We start from the raw sequence: 18,986 nt of genomic DNA on the forward strand, positions 1-18,986 counted from the left end.
GGTCCTCTCTCGGAGATCTGACTTTAGTATGCCGCCCATGTCGGCGGCCGAACCGTTGGGGCACAGGGTGGTCGTCCGCCGGTTCGTCGACGGGGGCCTGGCCGACGTGGTGGGTGTCCTCGTCGACGCCGGACCGGACGTCCTGGTGGTCCGCCGCCGGGACGGAAGCCTAGTCGAGATGTCGCGATCGGCGGTGAATGTGATGAGGACGGTGGCGGCCGCGCCGCGGGACGTGCTGGCCCTCGAGGAGGTTGCGGCGCAGGGCTGGCCGGCCCCCGAGACCCGCTGGCTGGGGCGCTGGCTGCTGCGGGCGGCGGCGGGCTGGACCGGCCGCGGGAACTCGGTGCTGCCGCTGGGCGAGCCCGGCCTCCCGCTGGACCAGGCGCTGGCCGACGTCACGGCCTGGTACGGCGAGCGCGGCCTGCCGGCCCGCTTCACGATCCCGACACCGGCCCGGGAGCTGCTGGACGGGGCGCTGGCACAGCGGGGCTGGCGGTCGTACAACCCGACGGCCGTACTGACCGGCGACGTGGGCGTGCTGCTGCGGCGGCTGCCCGTCTCCGAGCATGCGGTCCTCGTCGAGCCCGCGCCGAGCGCGGACTGGCTGAGCCTCTACCACTACCGCGGCGGGGCGGAGCTGCCGCCGGTCGCGCGGACGGTGCTGGCCGGCGCGCGCGAGCCCGGGTTCGCGGTGCTGCGGGACCGGGGCGGCACGCCGCTGGCGATCGCCCGGGGCTCGGTCGACGAGGGCTGGCTCGGGGTGACCGCGGTCGAGGTCGACGCCGGGCACCGGCGACAGGGCCTGGCCACCGCGGTGATGCGGGCGCTGCTGGCCTGGGCCGCCGAGCGCGCCGCGACCAGCACGTACCTCCAGGTGGCGGAGGAGAACACCGGCGCGCTCGCGCTCTACGACCGCCTCGGCTACCTCCGTCACCATGGCTACCACTATGTGGTAGCGCCCTCCTAGTTCGCCTCTCGCGCCTTGCGCACGCCGGACTGGTAGCCGCGCAGCCGGTCCCGGACGTCGTCGGCGGAGCGCTCCGGCGTGTCCGGGGTGCTGCCCTCGAACGCGCCCGGGACGAGGTGGGCCTGGGATCGGCGTCTGGGCAGCCCGGCGCGGGTGGCGCCTTCACTCGGAGTAGCGAGTCGGGACGCGACCCGCTGGGCCTCCTCCACCGTCCCGCTCGGTCCCGGAGGACCCGCGAACCACCCGTCCCGTCCTGCCTCGACCACCTGGTGCCTCCCGTTGCCGCGTGCGCGTGCGCCCAGCGTTCCGGGGAATCCCGTCCCGGAGGAGTGGACACGCCGTACGAGATCGTTACCCGACGACCCCGTGATCAACACGGCTCGGAGCGTTGCTGAACCGCATTAACTCTGACATCGGTGTGTGTCGTACGGCATGAGGCCGGTGACGGAAAGTGATCAGATCAGCCGGAGCTGGACGGTGCGGCGGCGTTCGGCGCGGGTGGTGCGCTCGACCAGGGCCGGCGGGAGGTCGGCCAGGAACGGCGACGGCGCGGGTTCGGTCGGCCGGCCGCGGACCGTACGGCGGCGGGCGCCGGACAGGGAGAGGTGGGTGCGGGCCCGGGTCATGCCGACGAACAGCAGCCGGCGTTCCTCGGCGGCGTCCACGTCCTCGTCGCCGAAGCGCATCGGCAGCAGGCCGTCCTCGCAGCCGACCACGAACACGACCGGGAACTCCAGGCCCTTGGACGCGTGCAGGGTGAGGAGCGAGACGCGGTCCGCGCGCGGGTCCCAGAGGTCGACCTCGGCGCCGAGCGCGAGGTCGGCCAGGAACTGGGCCGCGTCGGCGCCGGCCCGCTCGGCCAGCGGGGTCAGCAGCTCGACCGCGGCCCGCAGGTCGGCCACCCGCTGCGCCGGGTCGGCCTCGGTCCGCCCGGCCGCCGCGGCGCGCGCCGTCGCCGGCGTCAGCAACGACCACTGATCCGCCCCGATCTCCCCAACCCCGCCACCCCCGGGATCAACCGTCGCGGAGCCGGCCGTCACGGGGGCGGCCGTCGCGGGGGCGGCCGTCGCGGGGGCGGCCGTCGCGGAGCCGGCCGTCACGGGGGCGGCCGTCACGGGGGCGGCCGTCGCGGGGGCGGCGGGGGCGGGGTGGGGAGGGCGGCGGCGACCGGGGTCAGGCCGCCGGCGCGGTCGATGGCGACCTGGGCGGCGGCGCGGACGCGGGCGAGCACCGGCCGCGGGTCGCCGGCCGCCCGGACCAGGTCCTCGCGCAGCACGCCGAGCAGGTCCCGTACGCCGGGCTGGTCGCCGAGCCGGTGGTGCGACCGCTTCTGGTACGGCACCCCGGCCGCCTCCAGCGCCTCCACCAGCGCCGCCGACTGCGCGTCGGTCCGGTAGAGCACGGCGAAGTCCGCGTACGAGTGGACCGCGTCGGTCCAGGGGTCGGCCGCCCCGCGCAGCAGCGCGGTCAGGTCCGACCCGCCGAGCACCCGCTCGATCGTGCCCAGCACGTACGCGGCCTCGGCGGCCTCGTCCGCGGCCGTGTGCAGGGTGACGGTCGCCGGGCCGTCCCCGGGCGCGACCGCGGTGAGCGTCCGCCCGGGCACCAGCGTGGCCGGCGCGACCACGCCGAGCGCCGCGTCCACGACGGTCGCGGTGCTGCGGTAGTTGCGGGTCAGCCGGACCTCGCGCGCGCCCGGGAAGTCCTCGCCGAAGCGCAGGAAGAAGCCGACGTCGGCGCCACGGAAGGAGTAGATCGCCTGGTCCGGGTCGCCGATCGCGCAGAGGTCGCCGCCGGCCGGGACCAGCAGGGTGAGCAGCGCGTACTGGGCCGGGTCGACGTCCTGGTACTCGTCCACGCTCACGTGCGGCCACCGCCGCTGGTAGGCGGCGGCCAGCTCCGGGTCCGAGCGCAGCAGCTCGACCGGCCGGGCCAGCAGGTCGTCCAGGTCGACCAGCCCGCGGGCGCGCTTGCCGGCCCGGTAGCGGGCCAGCGGCCCGGCCAGCTCCGGCTCGCGCGCGTCCGGGTCGCGGGCCAGCAGCGAGACGTGGTCGAGCAGCCGCCGGACGTCCCGGGCCGGCGCGTCCTGACCCATCGCCTCCCGGGCCAGCGCGAGCCGCTCGGCCTCGTCCACGACCCGGACGTCCTCGCCCAGGCCGAGCCGGGCCGCCTGCTCGCGCACGATCCGCAGGCCCAGCCCGTGGAACGTGGTCACCAGCGGCGGCGTCGGCAGCAGCGCGGCCAGCCGCTCGGTCAGCTCGCCCGCGGCCCGCCGGGTGAAGGTCAGCGCCAGGCACTCCCGGGCCGGGACGCCCTGCTCGGCGATCAGGTGCGCGATCCGGGTGGTCAGCGTGCGGGTCTTGCCGGTCCCCGGGCCGGCCACCACCAGCAGCGGCCCGGCCGTCGCGGCCGCCGCCCGCTGCTCCTCGTCCAGCCCGTCCAGGACGGTGGTCGCCACCGCGACGGGCTCCGGCTCGGCCACGACGACCGGCTCGGGCGCCTCGAACAACCCGGTGGGAGCCGCCGGCCGGGCCGGCGCCGGCCGCGGCGCCGGAAGGTCCAGGTCGAACAGCGTGTCCGTGCCGCCCGGCCGCAGGTCGGCCAGCTCCTTGGGCTCGAACAGGCGGACCACGCCGTACTCGCCGTCGTAGCCGCCGGCGAGCACGACCTCGCCGGCCCGCAGCCGCCGCAGCGCCTCGTCCAGCCCGGGCGGCCCGACCGGGGTCAGCTCATCCAGCGGGACGTCCTGCAGGATCGTCAGCTCCGGCCCGAACCGGTCGACCAGCCGGGACACCGCGGCCTCCACGGCCTTGGACTTGGGGCCGACCCCGATCAGCTCCCCCACCACCTGCGGCAGCTGCACCAGGCAGCGCCAGCCCGGCGCGGCGGCCGGCCGGAAGCCGTCCGGCCGGTCGGCCAGCGCCTCGACCCGGTGCAGCACCCCGACCGTGACCGGCTTGCCGCAGACCGGACAGCGGCCGTCGCGCTCCCGGGTCTGCGCCGGCTCCAGCCGTACGTCGCAGGTCCGGTGCCCGTCGAGGTGGTACTTGCCCTCCTCCGGGAAGAACTCGATCGTCCCGTCCAGGCCGGCGCCGGTCTCCAGCGCCGCCCGCACCCCCGCGTAGGACAGGTCGCAGGACAGCACGGTGGCCTCCCGGCCCAGCGCCGGCGGCGAGTGCGCGTCGGAGTTCGAGACCAGCCGGTAGCGGTCCAGCGCGGACACCCGGTGGTTCATCGCCGGGTCCGAGGACAGCCCGGTCTCGATCGCGAAGATGTGCTCGGCCAGGTCGGCGTAGCAGTCGGCGATCGAGTCGAAGCCGGACTTCGAGCCGAGCGCGGCGAACCAGGGCGTCCAGACGTGCGCCGGGACCAGGTAGCCGCCCTCGCCCGATTCCAGCAGCGTCTCCAGCAGGTCGCGGGAGTCCAACCCGAGGATCGGCCGGCCGTCGGAGGAGATGTTGCCGATCCGCCCGAGCCGCCGGGTCAGCTCACCGGCGACCTCCAGGTCGGGCGCGTAGAGCAGGTGGTGCACCTTGCGGGTCTTGTCGTCGCGCTTGTAGATCGTGGAGATCTCGACGGAGAGCTGGAACCGCACCGGGGTCCGTACGGACGCGGGCAGCGAGGCCAGCACGTCCCGTTCCAGGTCCGGGCGCAGCCGGAACAGTCCCGGCTCGGCCGGCACCAGCTTGGTCCGGATCTCCTCGGCCCAGGCCGGGTGGCACAGGTCGCCGGTGCCGATCAGCGCGATGCCCTTGCGCGCGGCCCACCAGGCCAGGTGCTCGAGGTCGCAGTCCCGGCTGCACGCGCGCGAGTACCGCGAGTGGATGTGCAGGTCGGCGACGAAAGGCATGGCGCTCCATCCTGGCGGGTGCCGCGCGGCGCCAGGAGCGGACGCGCCGACCGTCACCCGGTCAGGTCAGTGCCCATCCGAGGTGCCGAGCGCGACCGGGTCGGCCAGGGCCGTGTAGCGGCCGCGGTGCCAGGTGAGCGGCGGCGCCTCCGGCCGCGGCGTCGTGACCGCGAGCACCTCGCCCATGAGGACCGTGTGGTCACCGCCGGGATGCGCGGCCACGGTCCGGCACTCGAACGTCGACAGCGCGGTGTCCAGCATCAGCGCGCCGGTGTGCGGGCCGCGCGAGTGCGGTACGCCGGCCAGCGCGCCGGCGGTGTCGTGGCCGCGGCGGGCCAGCCGCCGGGACACCGGCTCGCCGTCCAGGCCGAGCACCGAGACGGCCCACAGCCCGGACTCCAGCACCGCCGCGTGCAGCCGGGAGGCGTGCTCGACGCAGACCAGCAGCAGCATCGGGTCCAGCGACACCGAGGTCACGCTGTTCGCGGTGATCGCGTGGTCGGTGCCGTCGGCGCCGCGGGCGGTGACCAGCGTGACGCCGGTCGGGAACAGTCCCATCGCGTCGCGGAAGCTCCGCTGCCGGACCGGGTCGGCTGCCCGCGAGGCGTGATCCATCTCTTCCCACGCTACCTCGGCGTGGCGGCGACCGATCGGGCCCTTCGGGTGATCTCGGACGCGACCCCGAACGCGCCGGCCACGGTCCCGCCGAACAGGAACACCAGCCCGGTCACGCTGCCGGGCACGATCAGGTCGCCCTCGGCCCGGGGCAGCGAGAGCACGATCACCACGATCAGCCAGAGCGCGACCGGGACGGCGCCGGCGGCGATGCTGCCGGTCTGCCGGACGGCGAGGCGGGCCAGCAGGATGTTGCCGGCCATCGCCAGCAGGATCGTGATCGGGAACGGCACCGAGCCGATCCGCAGCGGCACCAGGAAGCACTCCACCAGCGCCAGCCCGGCCGCGGCGACCGCGACCAGCACCCCGGCCAGGGCCCGGACGACCACGGGATCGGTGCCGTGGTCGACCGGCGGATCCCGGCGCGCCGCACCCCGCTGATGCCGTCCGTCCCCCGACGGCTCGACCCGGCCGGATCCCGGCGCCGCGCCGCCCGGGCGCCGGGCGGGAGCCGGCCCGGCCGCCGGCGGCGACCCGGCCGGGTCGGAGGAACCGTTGCGGGTGCGCACGGTCAGTCCAGCCCGGCGAACAGGTCGGTCTCGCGCCCCTCCGGACCGTCCATCGGCCCGGGCTCGCCCCGGACCAGCCGGTAGTGCTCCAGCCCGAACGCCTCCTCGCCCAGCTTGTCCATCATCTCGAAGAACGGACCGTCGGCGGCGATCTGGCTGGCGTGCGCCCGCATCGCCGCGACCTTCTGCGGCAGGTACTTGCGGGCGTCCAGGGAGGCGGTGACCAGCTCGTCCGGCACCACGAACGGCAGGTCGTCGACCGAGCTCGCGCCGAAGAAGCCGGACTCCCCCTGCTCCATCATGATGTCGATCCCGCGCTGGATGGCCGAGCGCGGCATCGCGGTCCAGTAGACCTTCGGCACCGACCAGGCCGGGCCGGCCGCCGCGAACCCGGGGTCCGCGGCCGCCTCCACCCCGGCCATCGCGACCCGGTGGGCCTGGATGTGGTCCGGGTGCCCGTACCCGCCGTTCTCGTCGTACGTGACCACGACCTGGGGCCGGACCTCGCGCAGGATCTCGGCCAGCGCGGTCGTCGCCTCGGTCATGTCGGCCTGCCAGAACGCCCGGGGCGCGGCGTTGGTGTCCAGGCCCATCATCCCGCTGTCCCGCCACCGCCCCGGTCCGCCGAGCAGCCGGTAGTCGGTGACGCCGAGCTCGGCCATCGCCCGGGACAGCTCGTGGTAGCGGTACCCGCCGAGCTGGTCGCCCTCGGCCGCGGCCAGGTGGGACAGCGCCGGCACCAGCACCTCGCCCTCCTCACCCAGGGTGCAGGTGACGAGCGTGACCTCGGCGCCCTCGGCCGCGTACCGCGCCATCGCGGCACCGGTGCTGGTGGTCTCGTCGTCCGGGTGGGCGTGGACGAGCAGCAGCCGGCGACCGGCGTCGGAAGACATGCCTTCAGGTTAGGTGCAGCCGATCAGAGCAGGCTCAGGGCCTCCGCGTAGTGGCAGGCCGCGTCGTGGCCGTTGCCGCGGTCCATCAGCGGCGGGTCCTCGGTCACGCACTTCTCCCGCTGGTCGTCCGAGAGCTCGTTGGCGAACTTCGGGCACCGGGTCCGGAACCGGCAGCCGCTGGGCGGGTTGGCCGGCGAGGGCACGTCCCCGTGCAGCAGGATCCGCTGCCGGGCCCGCTCCCGCTGCGGGTCCGGGATCGGGATCGCGGACAGCAGCGCCTGCGTGTACGGGTGGGCCGGCCGGTCGAAGAGGTCCTCGGTGTCGGCGAGCTCCACGATCTTGCCGAGGTACATGACCGCGACCCGGTCGGAGGTGTGCCGCACCACGGACAGGTCGTGCGCGATGAACAGGTAGGACAGGCCGAGCTGGTCGCGCAGGTCCTCCAGCAGGTTGACCACGCCGGCCTGGATCGACACGTCCAGCGCGGACACCGGCTCGTCCAGGATCAGCACCTTCGGCTCCAGCGCGAGCGCGCGGGCGATGCCGATGCGCTGCCGCTGACCGCCGGAGAACTCGTGCGGGTACCGGTTGTTGTGCTCGGGGTTCAGGCCGACCAGCTGCAGCAGCTCGTTGACCCGGTTGCGCAGCTGGGACCGCGGCACGACCTTGTGGATGATCAACGGCTCGCCGACGATGTCGAGCACCGGCAGCCGCGGGTTCAGCGACGCGTACGGGTCCTGGAAGACGATCTGGATCTCGCGCCGCAGCGGTCGCATCTGGGCCCGGCTCAGGCCGATCAGCTCGCGCCCGTTGTACTTCACCGAGCCGCCGGTGGCCGGCTGCAGGTTGAGGATCGCCCGGCCGGTCGTGGACTTGCCGCAGCCGGACTCGCCCACCAGCCCGAGCGTCTCGCCCGGGTAGAGGGTGAGGTCGATGCCGTCGACGGCCTTGATGTTGCCGACGGTCCGGCGGACCAGGCCCTTGCCCTTGATCGGGAAGTACTTCTCCAGGCCGCGGACCTCGAGCACCGGGTCGGTGCCGATGCCGCGGTGCCGCGCCTCCGCGGCGGGCTGGTCCTCGGTCGTCGTCATGCCCGCTCCTCGGAATCGCGGTGTCCGTCCGCGTCGTCCGCGCGTGCGGTGACGGCCGGCTGTACGGCCGCCTCGGCCGGGGCGGTGCCGTTCGTGCTCGGCTGGCCCTCGGCCTCGGCCTTCGCGGCGATGATCTCCTCGATCGGCACGGCCTCGTCGCCGGCCCCGGCGCCGATCTCGGACGCGGCCGCGAGCGTCGTGTCCGAGGAGTCCTGGCTGAAGATGTCCTCGGCCGCGACCTCGGTCTCGACCAGCTCCTCGACCCGGATGCAGGCGGCGGTGTGGTCGCGCCCGTCGACCCGGCGCAGGTCCGGCTCCTCGACGTCGCACTCGGAGTAGTGCAGCGGGCAGCGGGGGCCGAACGGGCAGCCCGGCGGCGGGTTGATCAGGGAGGGCGGGGAGCCCTTGATCGGGGTCAGCCGCTGCTTCTCGCCGGCGTCGATGCGCGGCATCGAGCCGAGCAGGCCGATCGAGTACGGCATCCGGGCGCGGTAGAAGACGTCCTCGACGCTGCCCTTCTCCACCGCGCGCCCCGCGTACATGACCAGGACGCGGTCGACCATGCCGGCGACGACGCCGAGGTCGTGGGTGATCAGGACGGTGGCCGCCCCGGTCTCCTCCTGGGCGGTCTTGAGCACCTCCAGCACCTGCGCCTGCACGGTGACGTCCAGAGCGGTGGTGGGCTCGTCGGCGATGATCACCTCGGGCTGGTTGGCCATCGCGATCGCGATGACCACGCGCTGGCGCATGCCGCCGGAGAACTCGTGCGGGTAGGAGTCGATGCGGTCGCCCGCGTTGGGGATGCCGACCAGCTTGAGCAGGTCGACCGCGCGGGCCCGCGCGGCCGCGCGGGACACCGACTTGTCGTGCTGCCGGACGGTCTCGGCGATCTGCACGCCGATCTTGTAGACCGGGTCGAGCGAGGTCATCGGGTCCTGGAAGACCATCGCGACCTGCTTGCCGCGGACCGCGGACAACTGCCGGTCGCCGAGGCCGAGCAGCTCCCGGCCGCGGAACTTGACCGACCCGGTGATGTTCGCCGAGCCCGGCAGCAGCCCCATGACCGCCATCGAGGTCACGGACTTGCCGGAGCCGGACTCACCGACGATGCCGAGCACCTCACCCGGATGCAGCGCGAAGCTCACCCCGCGTACGGCGTGCACGACGCCGTCGTCGGTCGGGAAGCGCACGTTGAGGTCGTCGACCTCCAACAACGCGCCCGTGCTGGACCGACGGTCCTGCTCGGTGGTGTCGGTCAGGGTGGACATAGGGCTCCGCTCGACAAGGCCCGGGAGAACTCCGGACGGGGTGTGCGGTGAGGGTGAGGTGGGGCCGTCGGACCGGGGTCAGCGGACCCGGTTGGCCGACGGGTCGAAGGCGTCCCGGATGCCGTCGCCGATCAGGTTGATCGACAGCACGATCAGCAGGATCGCCAGGCCCGGGAAGTAGAACAACCAGGGCCGGGTCTCCGCCGCCTGCGCGCCGTTGGCCACCAGCGAGCCGAGCGAGGTGTCCGATCCCTGCACGCCGTAGCCGAGGTAGCTCAGCGCCGCCTCGCTGATGACGGCCGTCGCCGCGCCCAGGGTGCCCCAGACGATGATCTGACCGAGCGAGTTGGGGATCAGGTGCTTGAGGATGATGCGCCGGTTCGAGGCGCCCAGCGCGTGCGCCGCTTCCACGTACTCCCGCTCGCGCAGGGACAGGAACGTCGAGCGCACGATCCGGGCCAGGTCCATCCAGCCGAGCAGCGCGATGAACAACGCGATGCCGAGCGGGGACCGGGCGCTGGGGAAGTTCGCCGCGATGACGATGATCGCGACGAGGATCGGCACGGTCAGGATGATGTCGACGACACGCATCAGGATGTTGTCGATCCACCGGCCGAAGTAGCCGGCGACCGCGCCGACCGTTATCCCGAGGAAGCCGGCGATCAGCACGAAGATCACGCTGATGTACGTCGAGCGCTGGATCCCGCGCATCATCCGGGCCAGCAGGTCACGGCCGATCTCGTCGGTGCCGAGCGGGTGGCCGAGCGTGCCCGGGCCGACCGACAGCGCGGCCGAGTCCTGGTCGCTGAACCCGTACTTGTAGAAGTGCGGGTAGATGAACGAGACGAGCAGGATCAACACCCACACCGCGAGCCCGCCGACGGCGAGCCGGTTGTGCAGGAAACGCCGCAGGGCCTGCTGGGTCTGGCTCCGGGACTTGACGGTGAACTCACGCTCGACCGGGGCCGTGGCGGTACTCCGCGGCGGCGCCGTTGCCTGCTGGACATCGGTGGTCATGTCGCCCTCGTTCCCTCGGAGTTCCTCAGCTCAGCCGGATGCGCGGATCCAGGACCGCGTACAAGAGGTCAGCTATGAGGTTGAACAACACGATGAAGAAGGACGAGACGATGAGCCATCCCGTCACGACGTTGATGTCGTTCTGACCGAGTCCGCTCTGGGTCAGATATCTCCCCATACCGTTCCAGTTGAACACTGTCTCGGTGATGATCGCGCCCCCGAAGACCCCGCCGATGCCGAGGGCCACGACGGTGGTGGTCGGGATCAGCGCGTTACGCAGGCCGTGCTTGAGCAGCACCTTCCGGTACGGCAGACCCTTGGCGCGGGCGAAGCGCATGTACTCCGAGCTCATGACGTCGAGCATCGAGGCGCGCTGGAACCGGCTCCAGGCCGCGTACGTGATCGCGGCGAGCGCGATCGTCGGCAGCACCAGGTGCTGGAACCGGTCCTTGAAGATCTCCGCGGTCGTCCCGTACGTCGAGATGCCGGGTGACTCCTCGCTGGCGGTGTAGAGCAACGTCTTGCCGACCAGCTGGTTGAACTTGATCGCGACGAAGACCTTGAGCAGCACCGCGAACCAGAACACCGGCAGCGCGATGAGGACGTAGGAGATGATCGTCGCGACGTAGTCGGAGGCCTTGTTCTTCCGCACCGCGGTGACCACACCGACGATGACCGCCAGCACGATCGCCAGCAGCATCGCGGCCGCGACCATGCGCGCGGTGACGCCGAGCCGCTCGAAGAGGTCACCGCGGACCGGCACCCCGTTGATGTTGTTGCCGAAGTCGCCGTGCAGCACCCCGGTCAGCCAGTCCCAGTAACGCGCCAGGATCGGCTTGTCCAAGCCCAGCTCAGCCCGTTTCTGGGCGAAGAACGCGGCCGACGGGACGGGCTGTCGCGTGCGGTACTGCGAGAGGGGGTCAACCGTCTGCGCGGTCAGCACGAAGACCAGCGCGGAGCTGGCCAGCAGCACCAGGATCGACGCCAATATGCGTCGAATGCTGTACAGCAGCATGAGCGTCACCTTACGCCGCGAGATCACCCACCGGGAGATGGTCGGGTGCTGGACGGAAGACGGAGGCGGCCTCCCGGTACGGGGTTTCCCGTCCCGGGAGGCCACCAACCTTCCTAGCTACCGGCTACGGACAGCCGGCCCTTGCTCGGTCGTGCTGACTACCCCGCCTTGCGGGCGAACGCCGTCGAGTTCCACAGCGGACCGGCGTTGGTCGCGTTCTCCACGATGCCGGTGTAGTTGCTGCTGTACGCGAGGAACGTCGGCTTCTGGAACAGCGGCAGGGTGTACATGTCCTTCCAGAGGAGCGAGTCCACCTGGTTGCTCAGGTCCTGCGTCGCTGTCGCGTCGGTGGCCGCCGCGACCTGCGGGAGCAGGGCGTCGACAGCCGGGTCACCGGCGCGGCTGTAGTTCTGGCCGATGCTGTCGCCCTTGGGGCTGGCGTAGATCGACGCGTTCTGGCTGGCCGCGGGCGAGCTGACCCACGCGAACAGGGCGATCTGGAACTGGCCGCCCTCCAGGCTGCGAGGCTTCTCCGGCCCGGCGAAGATGTCCGGGTTGAGGAACTTCTTGATCTGGATACCGGCCGGCTTCAGCTGCTGGGTGATGACGTCGATCGTGGCCTCACGCAGCGGGTTGGCCTGCGTGGTCATGATCTCGAAGGACAGCTTCTGGCCACCCTTGGCGTAGATGCCGTCGGCACCCTTGGCGTATCCGAGACCCGTCAGCAGCGCGTCGGACTTGGAGATGTCCTGCTTGGCGTACAGCCCGCCGCTGTTGTCCTTGTACCCGGGCTGGTTGTTGACCAGGTAGCGGTTGTTCAGGACCTGCGCGCGGCCGTCGAACTGGCCGACGGTCTTGGCCACGATGTCCGGACGGTTCAACGCGTACGCGATCGCCTGCCGGATCGGCAGCTGACCGAGCTGGGCGTCCTTGGTGTTGAAGTCCAGGTGCTCGAACGACAGACCGAAGTTCGTGCTGCTGGTGACGGTCGGCTCGAGGCCCTTGATCTGCTTCACCAGGTCGAGCTGCGGCTGCGGGTAGATCAGCTGCACCTCGTTGTTGCGCAGCGCGTTGACCGACACCGTCGGGTCGTTGCCGATGCTCTGGATGATGATGCGGTCGAGCTTCGACCCCTCGCCCCACCACTTCGGGTTCTTGGTGAGGGTCATGATCTGCTTGCCGGAGTCGATGCCGGCCTTGTCCAGCAGGTACGGACCGCTGGCGATCGGAATGCCGGACGCGGTCGGCCAGCCGGCCTTGACCGCGGCGCAGTTCGCCGTCGGGCTGCCCTTGTCCATCGAGTGCTGCGGGAACAGCGTGAACAGCGTCTTCCAGTCACCGTACGGCTTGTCGTAGGTGACGGTGACCGTCTTGTCGCTGTCGGAGCCCTCGACAGAGGCGATCTGGTCGTAGCCCACGGTGGAGATCAGGTCGGCGCAACCGCCGGTCTTCGGGTCCGAGCTCTTCTGGATCTGCCAGGTGAACTCGAAGTCCTTGGCCGTGATCGGCTGTCCGTCACTCCAGACGGCCTTCGGGTTGATCTTGTACGTGACGACCTGCTTGCCGCCAGTGACCGCACTGGTCGGCTCACCGGTGACGAGGTCGTTGTCCGGCTTGTAGGTGAAGTCCGGGTACAGCCGGTAGGGCGAGAGCAGCACGCGGATCTCGGCGTACGCGGTCGCGACCGAGTTTCCCGCCGAGATCAGCGGGAACAGGTTGTCCGGGAACGCCGTGTCAAGGCCATAGACCAGCTGGCCGCCGTTCTGCGTGCCGCCACCACTGGTTCCACCACTACTGCCACTATCTCCGCCACCACCACAGGCAGCGGCGGTCATCGCGATGATGACCGCGGGCGCGATGAGCGCCGACTTCCTCCACAACTTCACGTTCTTGCGCCTCCTCCGTCCCGCGATGCGCGGGAGCACACCGGATCCAACGGGGGGTGCCGCCGGACTGGGCGACAGTAGCCAGCGTCCGTGCGGGGCATCAGACGTGGTCAGCCAATCGTGACCAAGGAGTGACCGAACCGACGTTGGGCCGTGGCGTCTCCCGCCTTCCATCCCCGAACGGCCTGCTCGGGGCTGCGCCGGGCGGCCGAAGGGGGCGCCTCCCGGCCGTTACGCCGAGTGACCCGGAAGTGTGTCAGAGTTGCGGAAGGTTCGCCTTCGCCCGCCGTCCCCGCAGCTTCTCGCGGTCGTGCTGGGCCAGCGCCACCTTGCGCATCCGGACCGCACCCGGAGTCACCTCGACGCACTCGTCCTCGCGGCAGAACTCCAGCGCCTGCTCCAGCGACAGCAGCCGCGGCGGCACCAGCCGCTCCAGCTCCTCACCGGAGGACGACCGGACGTTGGTGAGCTTGCGCTCCTTGGTCGGGTTGACGTCCATGTCGTCGGCGCGGGCGTTCTCGCCGATGATCATTCCCTCGTAGACCTCGGTGCCCGGGGAGCAGAACATCGAGCCGCGCTCCTGCAGGTTGAACAGCGCGTAGGTGCTGGTCAGGCCGCGGCGGTCGGCGACCAGCGAGCCGCTCGGCCGGGTCCGCAGCTCGCCGTGCCAGGGCTCGTACCGCTCGAAGACGTGGTGCAGCAGGCCGGTCCCCCGGGTCTCGGTGAGGAACTCGGTGCGGAAGCCGATCATCCCGCGGGCCGGCACCACGTACTCCAGCCGGACCCAGCCGGTGCCGTGGTTGACCATCTGTTCCATCCGGCCCTTGCGCAGCCCGAGCAGCTGGGTGATCACCCCGACGTAGTCCTCCGGCACGTCGATGGTCAGGCGCTCCATCGGCTCGTGGATCTTGCCGTCGACCTCCCGGGTGACCACCTGCGGCTTGCCGACGGTCAGCTCGAAACCCTCCCGGCGCATGATCTCGACCAGCACGGCCAGCTGCAGCTCGCCGCGGCCCTGGACCTCCCAGGTGTCCGGCCGCTCGGTCGGCAGCACCCGGATCGAGACGTTGCCGACCAGCTCGGCGTCCAGCCGGTTCTTCACCAGCCGGGCGGTCATCTTGGTGCCGCTCTGGCCGGCCAGCGGCGAGGTGTTCACGCCGAGGGTCATCGAGATCGACGGCTCGTCGATCGCCAGCACCGGCAGCGGCCGGGGGTCGTCCGGGTCGGCCAGCGTCTCGCCGATGGTGATCTCCGGGATGCCGGCCACCGCGACCAGGTCGCCGGGGCCGGCCTCGTCGACCGGCTTGCGCTCGAGCCCGTTGGTCATCAGCAGCTCGCTGATCTTGACCCGTTCGATCGTGCCGTCGGCCCTGCACCAGGCGGCCTGCTGGCCGCGCTTGATGGTGCCGTTGTGGACCCGGCACAGCGCCAGCCGGCCCAGGTACGGCGAGGCGTCCAAAGTGGCCACCCGCGCCTGCAGCGGCACGCCGTCGGTGTAGGTCGGTGCCGGCACGGTCGCCACCAGGGTGTCGAACAGCGGGCCGAGGTTGTCGTTGTCCGGCGTCTCGCCGTCCTTCGGCCGGGTGAGCGAGGCCCGGCCGGCCTTGGCGTGGCAGTAGACGATCGGGAACTCGATCTGCTCCTCGCTCGCCTCCAGGTCCAGGAACAGCTCGTACGTCTCGTCGACGACCTCGGCGATGCGCGCGTCCGGCCGGTCCACCTTGTTGATGACCAGCACCACCGGCAGCCGGGCCTCCAGCGCCTTGCGCAGCACGAACCTGGTCTGCGGCAGCGGTCCCTCGCTCGCGTCGACCAGCAGCAGCACGCCGTCGACCATGGACAGCGCGCGCTCCACCTCGCCGCCGAAGTCGGCGTGGCCGGGGGTGTCGACGATGTTGATGAGGGTCCCGCCGTACCGCACCGCGGTGTTCTTGGCGAGGATCGTGATGCCCTTCTCGCGCTCGAGGTCCATCGAGTCGAGAATGCGGTCGGGTTCACTCGCGTGGCTGCCGAATGCTCCGGACTGCCAGAGCATGGCGTCCACCAGCGTGGTCTTGCCGTGGTCGACGTGGGCGACGATCGCGACGTCGCGGATGTCGTTTCTGGTGGGCACGACTAACCAGAATACCCGGACGCCTGCCTGACCTGCGCCGGTGGCCAGACTCACAGCATCCGACCCGGCATGCCGGAACAACCGGGCGCAGAATACTGTGCATCGTTCGGTCCCGGGGCGTGCCGCCCTACGGCAGCCCCCATACCGCCGACGCCGCAACCTCAACGTGGAGAAACACATGGCCTCGGGCACCCTCGACACACCCGCGGGCACCGCGTCCGGCGCCCGCGCCGCCATCGCGGCACGCACGCTGCGCACGGACAACTGGCGGCGCTCGCCGGTGACCACGGTGGTCCTGCTGACCGCGTGGATCCTCTACGCCGTGGTCCGGGCCTTCATGCAGAAGTGGTACTACGTGGCCGACTACCACTACCTGACGCCGTTCTACTCGCCCTGCATCTCCACCGGCTGCACGCCCGAGGCCGCCGAGTTCGGCCGGTTCCTCCCCGACTGGCCGATCCTGCCGTACGCCGCGCTCTCGCTGCCGTTCCTCGGCCTCTTCCGGCTGACCTGCTACTACTACCGGAAGGCCTACTACCGGTCGTTCTGGGGTTCGCCGCCGGCCTGCGGGGTGCCGGACCTGCACGGCAAGTACCAGGGCGAGAGCCGTTTCCCCGGCATCCTGCAGAACTCGCACCGCTACTTCTTCTACTTCGCGATCATCCTCTCGGCGATCAACACGCTCGACGCCGTCCGCGCGTTCCACTCCCCCGGTGGGTTCGGCTTCGGGCTCGGGAACGTGATCCTGGTGGTCAACGTGGTGATGCTCTGGGCGTACACGGCCTCGTGCCACTCCTGCCGGCACATCATCGGCGGCCGGCTGCGGCACTTCTCGAAGCACCCCGTGCGCTATCAGGCCTGGGGCTTCGTCTCCAAGCTCAACGGCAAGCACATGCAACTGGCCTGGACCACCCTCGGAACCCTGGTGGTGACGGACTTCTACGTCATGGCCGTCTCCGCCGGGTGGTTCTCCGACCTCCGATTCGTCGGTTAGGAGACAGCCATGACAGAGCAGCCGGAGCGGCACGAGTACGACGTCCTGGTGATCGGCGCCGGCGGGGCCGGCCTGCGGGCCGCGATCGCCGCCCGTGAAGCCGGTATGCGCACGGCGATCATCTGCAAGTCGCTGTTCGGCAAGGCCCACACGGTGATGGCCGAGGGTGGCGCCGCCGCGGCGATGGGCAACGTCAACTCCAAGGACAACTGGCAGGTCCACTTCCGCGACACCATGCGCGGCGGCAAGTTCCTGAACAACTACCGGATGGCCGAGCTGCACGCCCAGGAGGCGCCGCAGCGGGTCTGGGAGCTGGAGACGTACGGCGCCCTGTTCGACCGGACCAAGGAAGGCAAGATCAGCCAGCGCAACTTCGGCGGGCACGAGTACCCGCGGCTGGCGCACGTCGGCGACCGCACCGGCCTGGAGCTGATCCGGACGCTGCAGCAGAAGATCGTGTCGCTGCAGCAGGAGGACTTCCGCGACACCGGCGACTACGAGTCCCGGATCCGGGTCTTCGCCGAGTGCACGATCACCGAGCTCATGAAGGACGGCGACCGGATCTCCGGCGCGTTCGGCTACTGGCGGGACAACGGGCGCTTCCTGGCCTTCTCCGCGCCGGCCGTGATCCTGGCGACCGGCGGCGTCGGCAAGTCGTTCAAGGTGACCAGCAACAGCTGGGAGTACACCGGCGACGGGCACGCGCTGGCGCTGCGGGCCGGCGCGACGCTGATCAACATGGAGTTCATCCAGTTCCACCCGACCGGCATGGTCTCACCGCCGTCGGTGAAGGGAATCCTGGTCACCGAGTCCGTGCGCGGTGACGGCGGCATCCTCAAGAACTCCGAGGGTGAGCGCTTCATGTTCAACTACATCCCGGACGTCTTCAAGAACCAGTACGCGACGGATCCGAAGGAAGCCGACGGCTGGTACGACGACCCCGACAACAACCGCCGGCCGCCGGAGCTGCTGCCCCGCGACGAGGTCGCCCGGGCCATCAACTCCGAGGTCAAGGCCGGCCGCGGATCGCCCAACGGCGGCGTGTTCCTGGACATCGCGTCCCGGCTGCCGGCCGACGAGATCCAGCGCCGGCTGCCCTCGATGTACCACCAGTTCAAGGAACTGGCGGACGTCGACATCACCGCCGAGCCGATGGAGGTCGGCCCGACCTGTCACTACGTGATGGGCGGCGTCGAGGTGAACCCGGAGACCCAGCAGTCCAAGGTCCCGGGGCTCTACGCGGTCGGCGAGGTCTCCGGCGGCATGCACGGCTCCAACCGGCTCGGCGGCAACTCGCTGTCGGACCTGCTGGTGTTCGGGATGCGCTCGGGCACCTCGGCCGCCGAGTACGTGAAGAGCCTGGGCGGCGCGCTGCCGGTCACGGCGGAGGCCGACGTGACCGCGGCCGAGGAGTCGGCGCTGGCGCCGTTCAGCCTCAAGGGCGGCGAGAACGCGTACACGATCCAGTCCGATCTCCAGCAGTCTATGAACGACCTGGTCGGCATCATCCGCAAGGCCGAGGAGGTCGAGCAGGCCCTGCTGGCGCTGCAGGACCTGCGCGGCCGGGTGGCCAAGGTCAGCGTCGAGGGCGGCCGGTTCTTCAACCCCGGCTGGCACATCGCGCTGGACCTGCGCAACATGCTGCTGGTCTCGGAGTGCGTCGCGAAGGCCGCGCTGATCCGGACCGAGTCCCGCGGCGGCCACACCCGCGACGACCACCCGGCGATGGAGCCGGAGTGGCGCAAGGTCAACCTGGTCTGCACGCTGACCGGCGACCCCGGCAGCGAGGACGCGGTGTCGGTGGCCCGGCAGCCGCTGCCGACCATGCCGCTGGAGCTGCTCTCGCTGTTCGAGTGGAGCGAGCTGTCGAAGTACATGACGCCGGCGGAGCTGGAGCAGCTGCCCGGTGCCGAGAAGAAGGCCGATCTCCCCGCCGACCCGCCCGAAGGAGCCTGATCCAGCATGGGGTACGAGCACCACTTCCGGGTCTGGCGCGGGGACGACGCCGGCGGCGAGCTCGCCGACTACACCGTCGAGGTGAACGACGGCGAGGTCGTGCTGGACATCATCCACCGGCTGCAGGCCACCCAGGCCGCCGATCTGGCCGTCCGCTGGAACTGCAAGGCCGGCAAGTGCGGCTCCTGCAGCGCCGAGGTCAACGGCAAGCCGCGGCTGATGTGCATGACCCGCATGTCGACGTTCGAGCAGACCGAGACCGTGACGGTCACGCCGCTGCGGACCTTCCCGGTGATCCGGGACCTGGTCACGAACGTCGGCTACAACTACCAGAAGGCCCGCGAGGTCCAGGCCTTCCAGCCGCCGGCGGACCTGGCCCCGGGCGAGTACCGGATGCAGCAGGTCGATGTCGAGCGCTCGCAGGAGTTCCGCAAGTGCATCGAGTGCTTCCTGTGCAACAACACCTGCCACGTCGTGCGTGACCACGACGAGAACAAGCAGTCCTTCGCCGGGCCGCGGTTCCTCATGCGGGTGGCCGAGCTCGACATGCACCCGCTGGACCAGGCCGACCGCAAGGACGTGGCCCAGGAGGAGCACGGCCTCGGGTTCTGCAACATCACCAAGTGCTGCACCGAGGTCTGCCCCGAGCACATCAAGATCACCGACAACGCGCTGATCCCGATGAAGGAGCGCGTCGTCGACCGGAAGTACGACCCGCTGGTCTGGTTGGGCAACAAGATCAAGCGCCGCCC

General features: G+C 71.2%; 15 protein-coding genes and 1 pseudogene. 4 read left to right on the forward strand and 12 right to left on the reverse strand.

All coding sequences use genetic code 11. The annotated features are described in order from the left end of the window. The first annotated feature begins 37 nt into the window (after positions 1–37). Positions 38–967 carry a GNAT family N-acetyltransferase gene (locus VGP36_22995; protein HEV7657578.1) on the forward strand — a complete coding sequence of 310 codons (930 nt, stop codon included), beginning with the start codon at positions 38–40 and terminating at the stop codon, positions 965–967. On the opposite strand, the gene VGP36_23000 is transcribed toward VGP36_22995, so the two are convergent. From VGP36_23000 to typA, 12 genes and pseudogenes are all read right to left on the reverse strand, one after another. After that, positions 964–1,176 carry a hypothetical protein gene (locus VGP36_23000; GenBank protein ID HEV7657579.1) on the reverse strand — a complete coding sequence of 71 codons (213 nt, stop codon included), beginning with the start codon at positions 1,174–1,176 and terminating at the stop codon, positions 964–966. The genes VGP36_22995 and VGP36_23000 overlap by 4 nt on opposite strands. 246 nt (positions 1,177–1,422) lie before the next feature. Further along, positions 1,423–1,935, reverse strand: a complete 513-nt coding sequence (locus VGP36_23005; protein ID HEV7657580.1) for a 3'-5' exonuclease — start codon at positions 1,933–1,935, stop codon at positions 1,423–1,425. A 143-nt stretch (positions 1,936–2,078) separates the two neighbouring features. Continuing rightward, complete coding sequence (locus tag VGP36_23010) at positions 2,079–4,817, reverse strand: UvrD-helicase domain-containing protein (protein ID HEV7657581.1); 2,739 nt, start codon at positions 4,815–4,817, stop codon at positions 2,079–2,081. A 66-nt stretch (positions 4,818–4,883) separates the two neighbouring features. Further along, on the reverse strand, positions 4,884–5,432 hold the full coding sequence (locus VGP36_23015) for a flavin reductase family protein (GenBank protein HEV7657582.1): 549 nt from the start codon (positions 5,430–5,432) through the stop codon (positions 4,884–4,886). An 11-nt stretch (positions 5,433–5,443) separates the two neighbouring features. Beyond that, positions 5,444–6,001 (reverse strand): DUF6113 family protein, encoded by a 558-nt coding sequence (locus VGP36_23020; protein ID HEV7657583.1) that lies wholly within the window; start codon positions 5,999–6,001, stop codon positions 5,444–5,446. 2 nt (positions 6,002–6,003) lie between these two features. Continuing rightward, complete coding sequence (mshB, locus tag VGP36_23025) at positions 6,004–6,894, reverse strand: N-acetyl-1-D-myo-inositol-2-amino-2-deoxy-alpha-D-glucopyranoside deacetylase (protein HEV7657584.1); 891 nt, start codon at positions 6,892–6,894, stop codon at positions 6,004–6,006. Between the two features lie 23 nt (positions 6,895–6,917). Then, positions 6,918–7,985 carry an oligopeptide/dipeptide ABC transporter ATP-binding protein gene (locus VGP36_23030; GenBank protein HEV7657585.1) on the reverse strand — a complete coding sequence of 356 codons (1,068 nt, stop codon included), beginning with the start codon at positions 7,983–7,985 and terminating at the stop codon, positions 6,918–6,920. Positions 7,986–8,242: 257 nt separating this feature from the next. Beyond that, a pseudogene (locus tag VGP36_23035) lies at positions 8,243–9,253 on the reverse strand (ABC transporter ATP-binding protein). A 78-nt stretch (positions 9,254–9,331) separates the two neighbouring features. Next, complete coding sequence (locus VGP36_23040; protein ID HEV7657586.1) at positions 9,332–10,270, reverse strand: ABC transporter permease; 939 nt, start codon at positions 10,268–10,270, stop codon at positions 9,332–9,334. Between the two features lie 25 nt (positions 10,271–10,295). Beyond that, positions 10,296–11,285 (reverse strand): ABC transporter permease, encoded by a 990-nt coding sequence (locus tag VGP36_23045; GenBank protein HEV7657587.1) that lies wholly within the window; start codon positions 11,283–11,285, stop codon positions 10,296–10,298. 158 nt (positions 11,286–11,443) lie between these two features. Then, positions 11,444–13,171 carry an ABC transporter family substrate-binding protein gene (locus VGP36_23050; protein ID HEV7657588.1) on the reverse strand — a complete coding sequence of 576 codons (1,728 nt, stop codon included), beginning with the start codon at positions 13,169–13,171 and terminating at the stop codon, positions 11,444–11,446. A 256-nt stretch (positions 13,172–13,427) separates the two neighbouring features. Next, positions 13,428–15,284: a translational GTPase TypA gene (gene typA, locus VGP36_23055; protein ID HEV7657589.1), complete on the reverse strand. Its 1,857-nt coding sequence runs from the start codon at positions 15,282–15,284 to the stop codon at positions 13,428–13,430. A 178-nt stretch (positions 15,285–15,462) separates the two neighbouring features. Between typA and VGP36_23060 the strand changes: the two genes are divergently transcribed. From VGP36_23060 to VGP36_23070, 3 genes are all read left to right on the forward strand, one after another. Further along, positions 15,463–16,278 (forward strand): hypothetical protein, encoded by an 816-nt coding sequence (locus VGP36_23060; protein HEV7657590.1) that lies wholly within the window; start codon positions 15,463–15,465, stop codon positions 16,276–16,278. Between the two features lie 9 nt (positions 16,279–16,287). Continuing rightward, positions 16,288–18,234 (forward strand): fumarate reductase/succinate dehydrogenase flavoprotein subunit, encoded by a 1,947-nt coding sequence (locus VGP36_23065; protein HEV7657591.1) that lies wholly within the window; start codon positions 16,288–16,290, stop codon positions 18,232–18,234. Between the two features lie 6 nt (positions 18,235–18,240). Beyond that, on the forward strand, positions 18,241–18,986 hold a 746-nt coding region (locus VGP36_23070), incomplete at its 3' end, for a succinate dehydrogenase/fumarate reductase iron-sulfur subunit (protein HEV7657592.1).

Source organism: Mycobacteriales bacterium (assembly GCA_035995165.1).
Taxonomy (GTDB): Bacteria; Actinomycetota; Actinomycetes; order Mycobacteriales; family CADCTP01; genus CADCTP01.

Coding starts and splice junctions, on each gene's coding strand:
- VGP36_22995 (HEV7657578.1), top strand. CDS start 38: ATGTCGGCGGCCGAACCGTTGGGGCACAGGGTGGTCGTCCGCCGGTTC.
- VGP36_23010 (HEV7657581.1), bottom strand. CDS start 4,817: ATGCCTTTCGTCGCCGACCTGCACATCCACTCGCGGTACTCGCGCGCG.
- VGP36_23015 (HEV7657582.1), bottom strand. CDS start 5,432: ATGGATCACGCCTCGCGGGCAGCCGACCCGGTCCGGCAGCGGAGCTTC.
- mshB (HEV7657584.1), bottom strand. CDS start 6,894: ATGTCTTCCGACGCCGGTCGCCGGCTGCTGCTCGTCCACGCCCACCCG.
- VGP36_23030 (HEV7657585.1), bottom strand. CDS start 7,985: ATGACGACGACCGAGGACCAGCCCGCCGCGGAGGCGCGGCACCGCGGC.
- VGP36_23040 (HEV7657586.1), bottom strand. CDS start 10,270: ATGACCACCGATGTCCAGCAGGCAACGGCGCCGCCGCGGAGTACCGCC.
- VGP36_23045 (HEV7657587.1), bottom strand. CDS start 11,285: ATGCTGCTGTACAGCATTCGACGCATATTGGCGTCGATCCTGGTGCTG.
- VGP36_23060 (HEV7657590.1), top strand. CDS start 15,463: ATGGCCTCGGGCACCCTCGACACACCCGCGGGCACCGCGTCCGGCGCC.
- VGP36_23065 (HEV7657591.1), top strand. CDS start 16,288: ATGACAGAGCAGCCGGAGCGGCACGAGTACGACGTCCTGGTGATCGGC.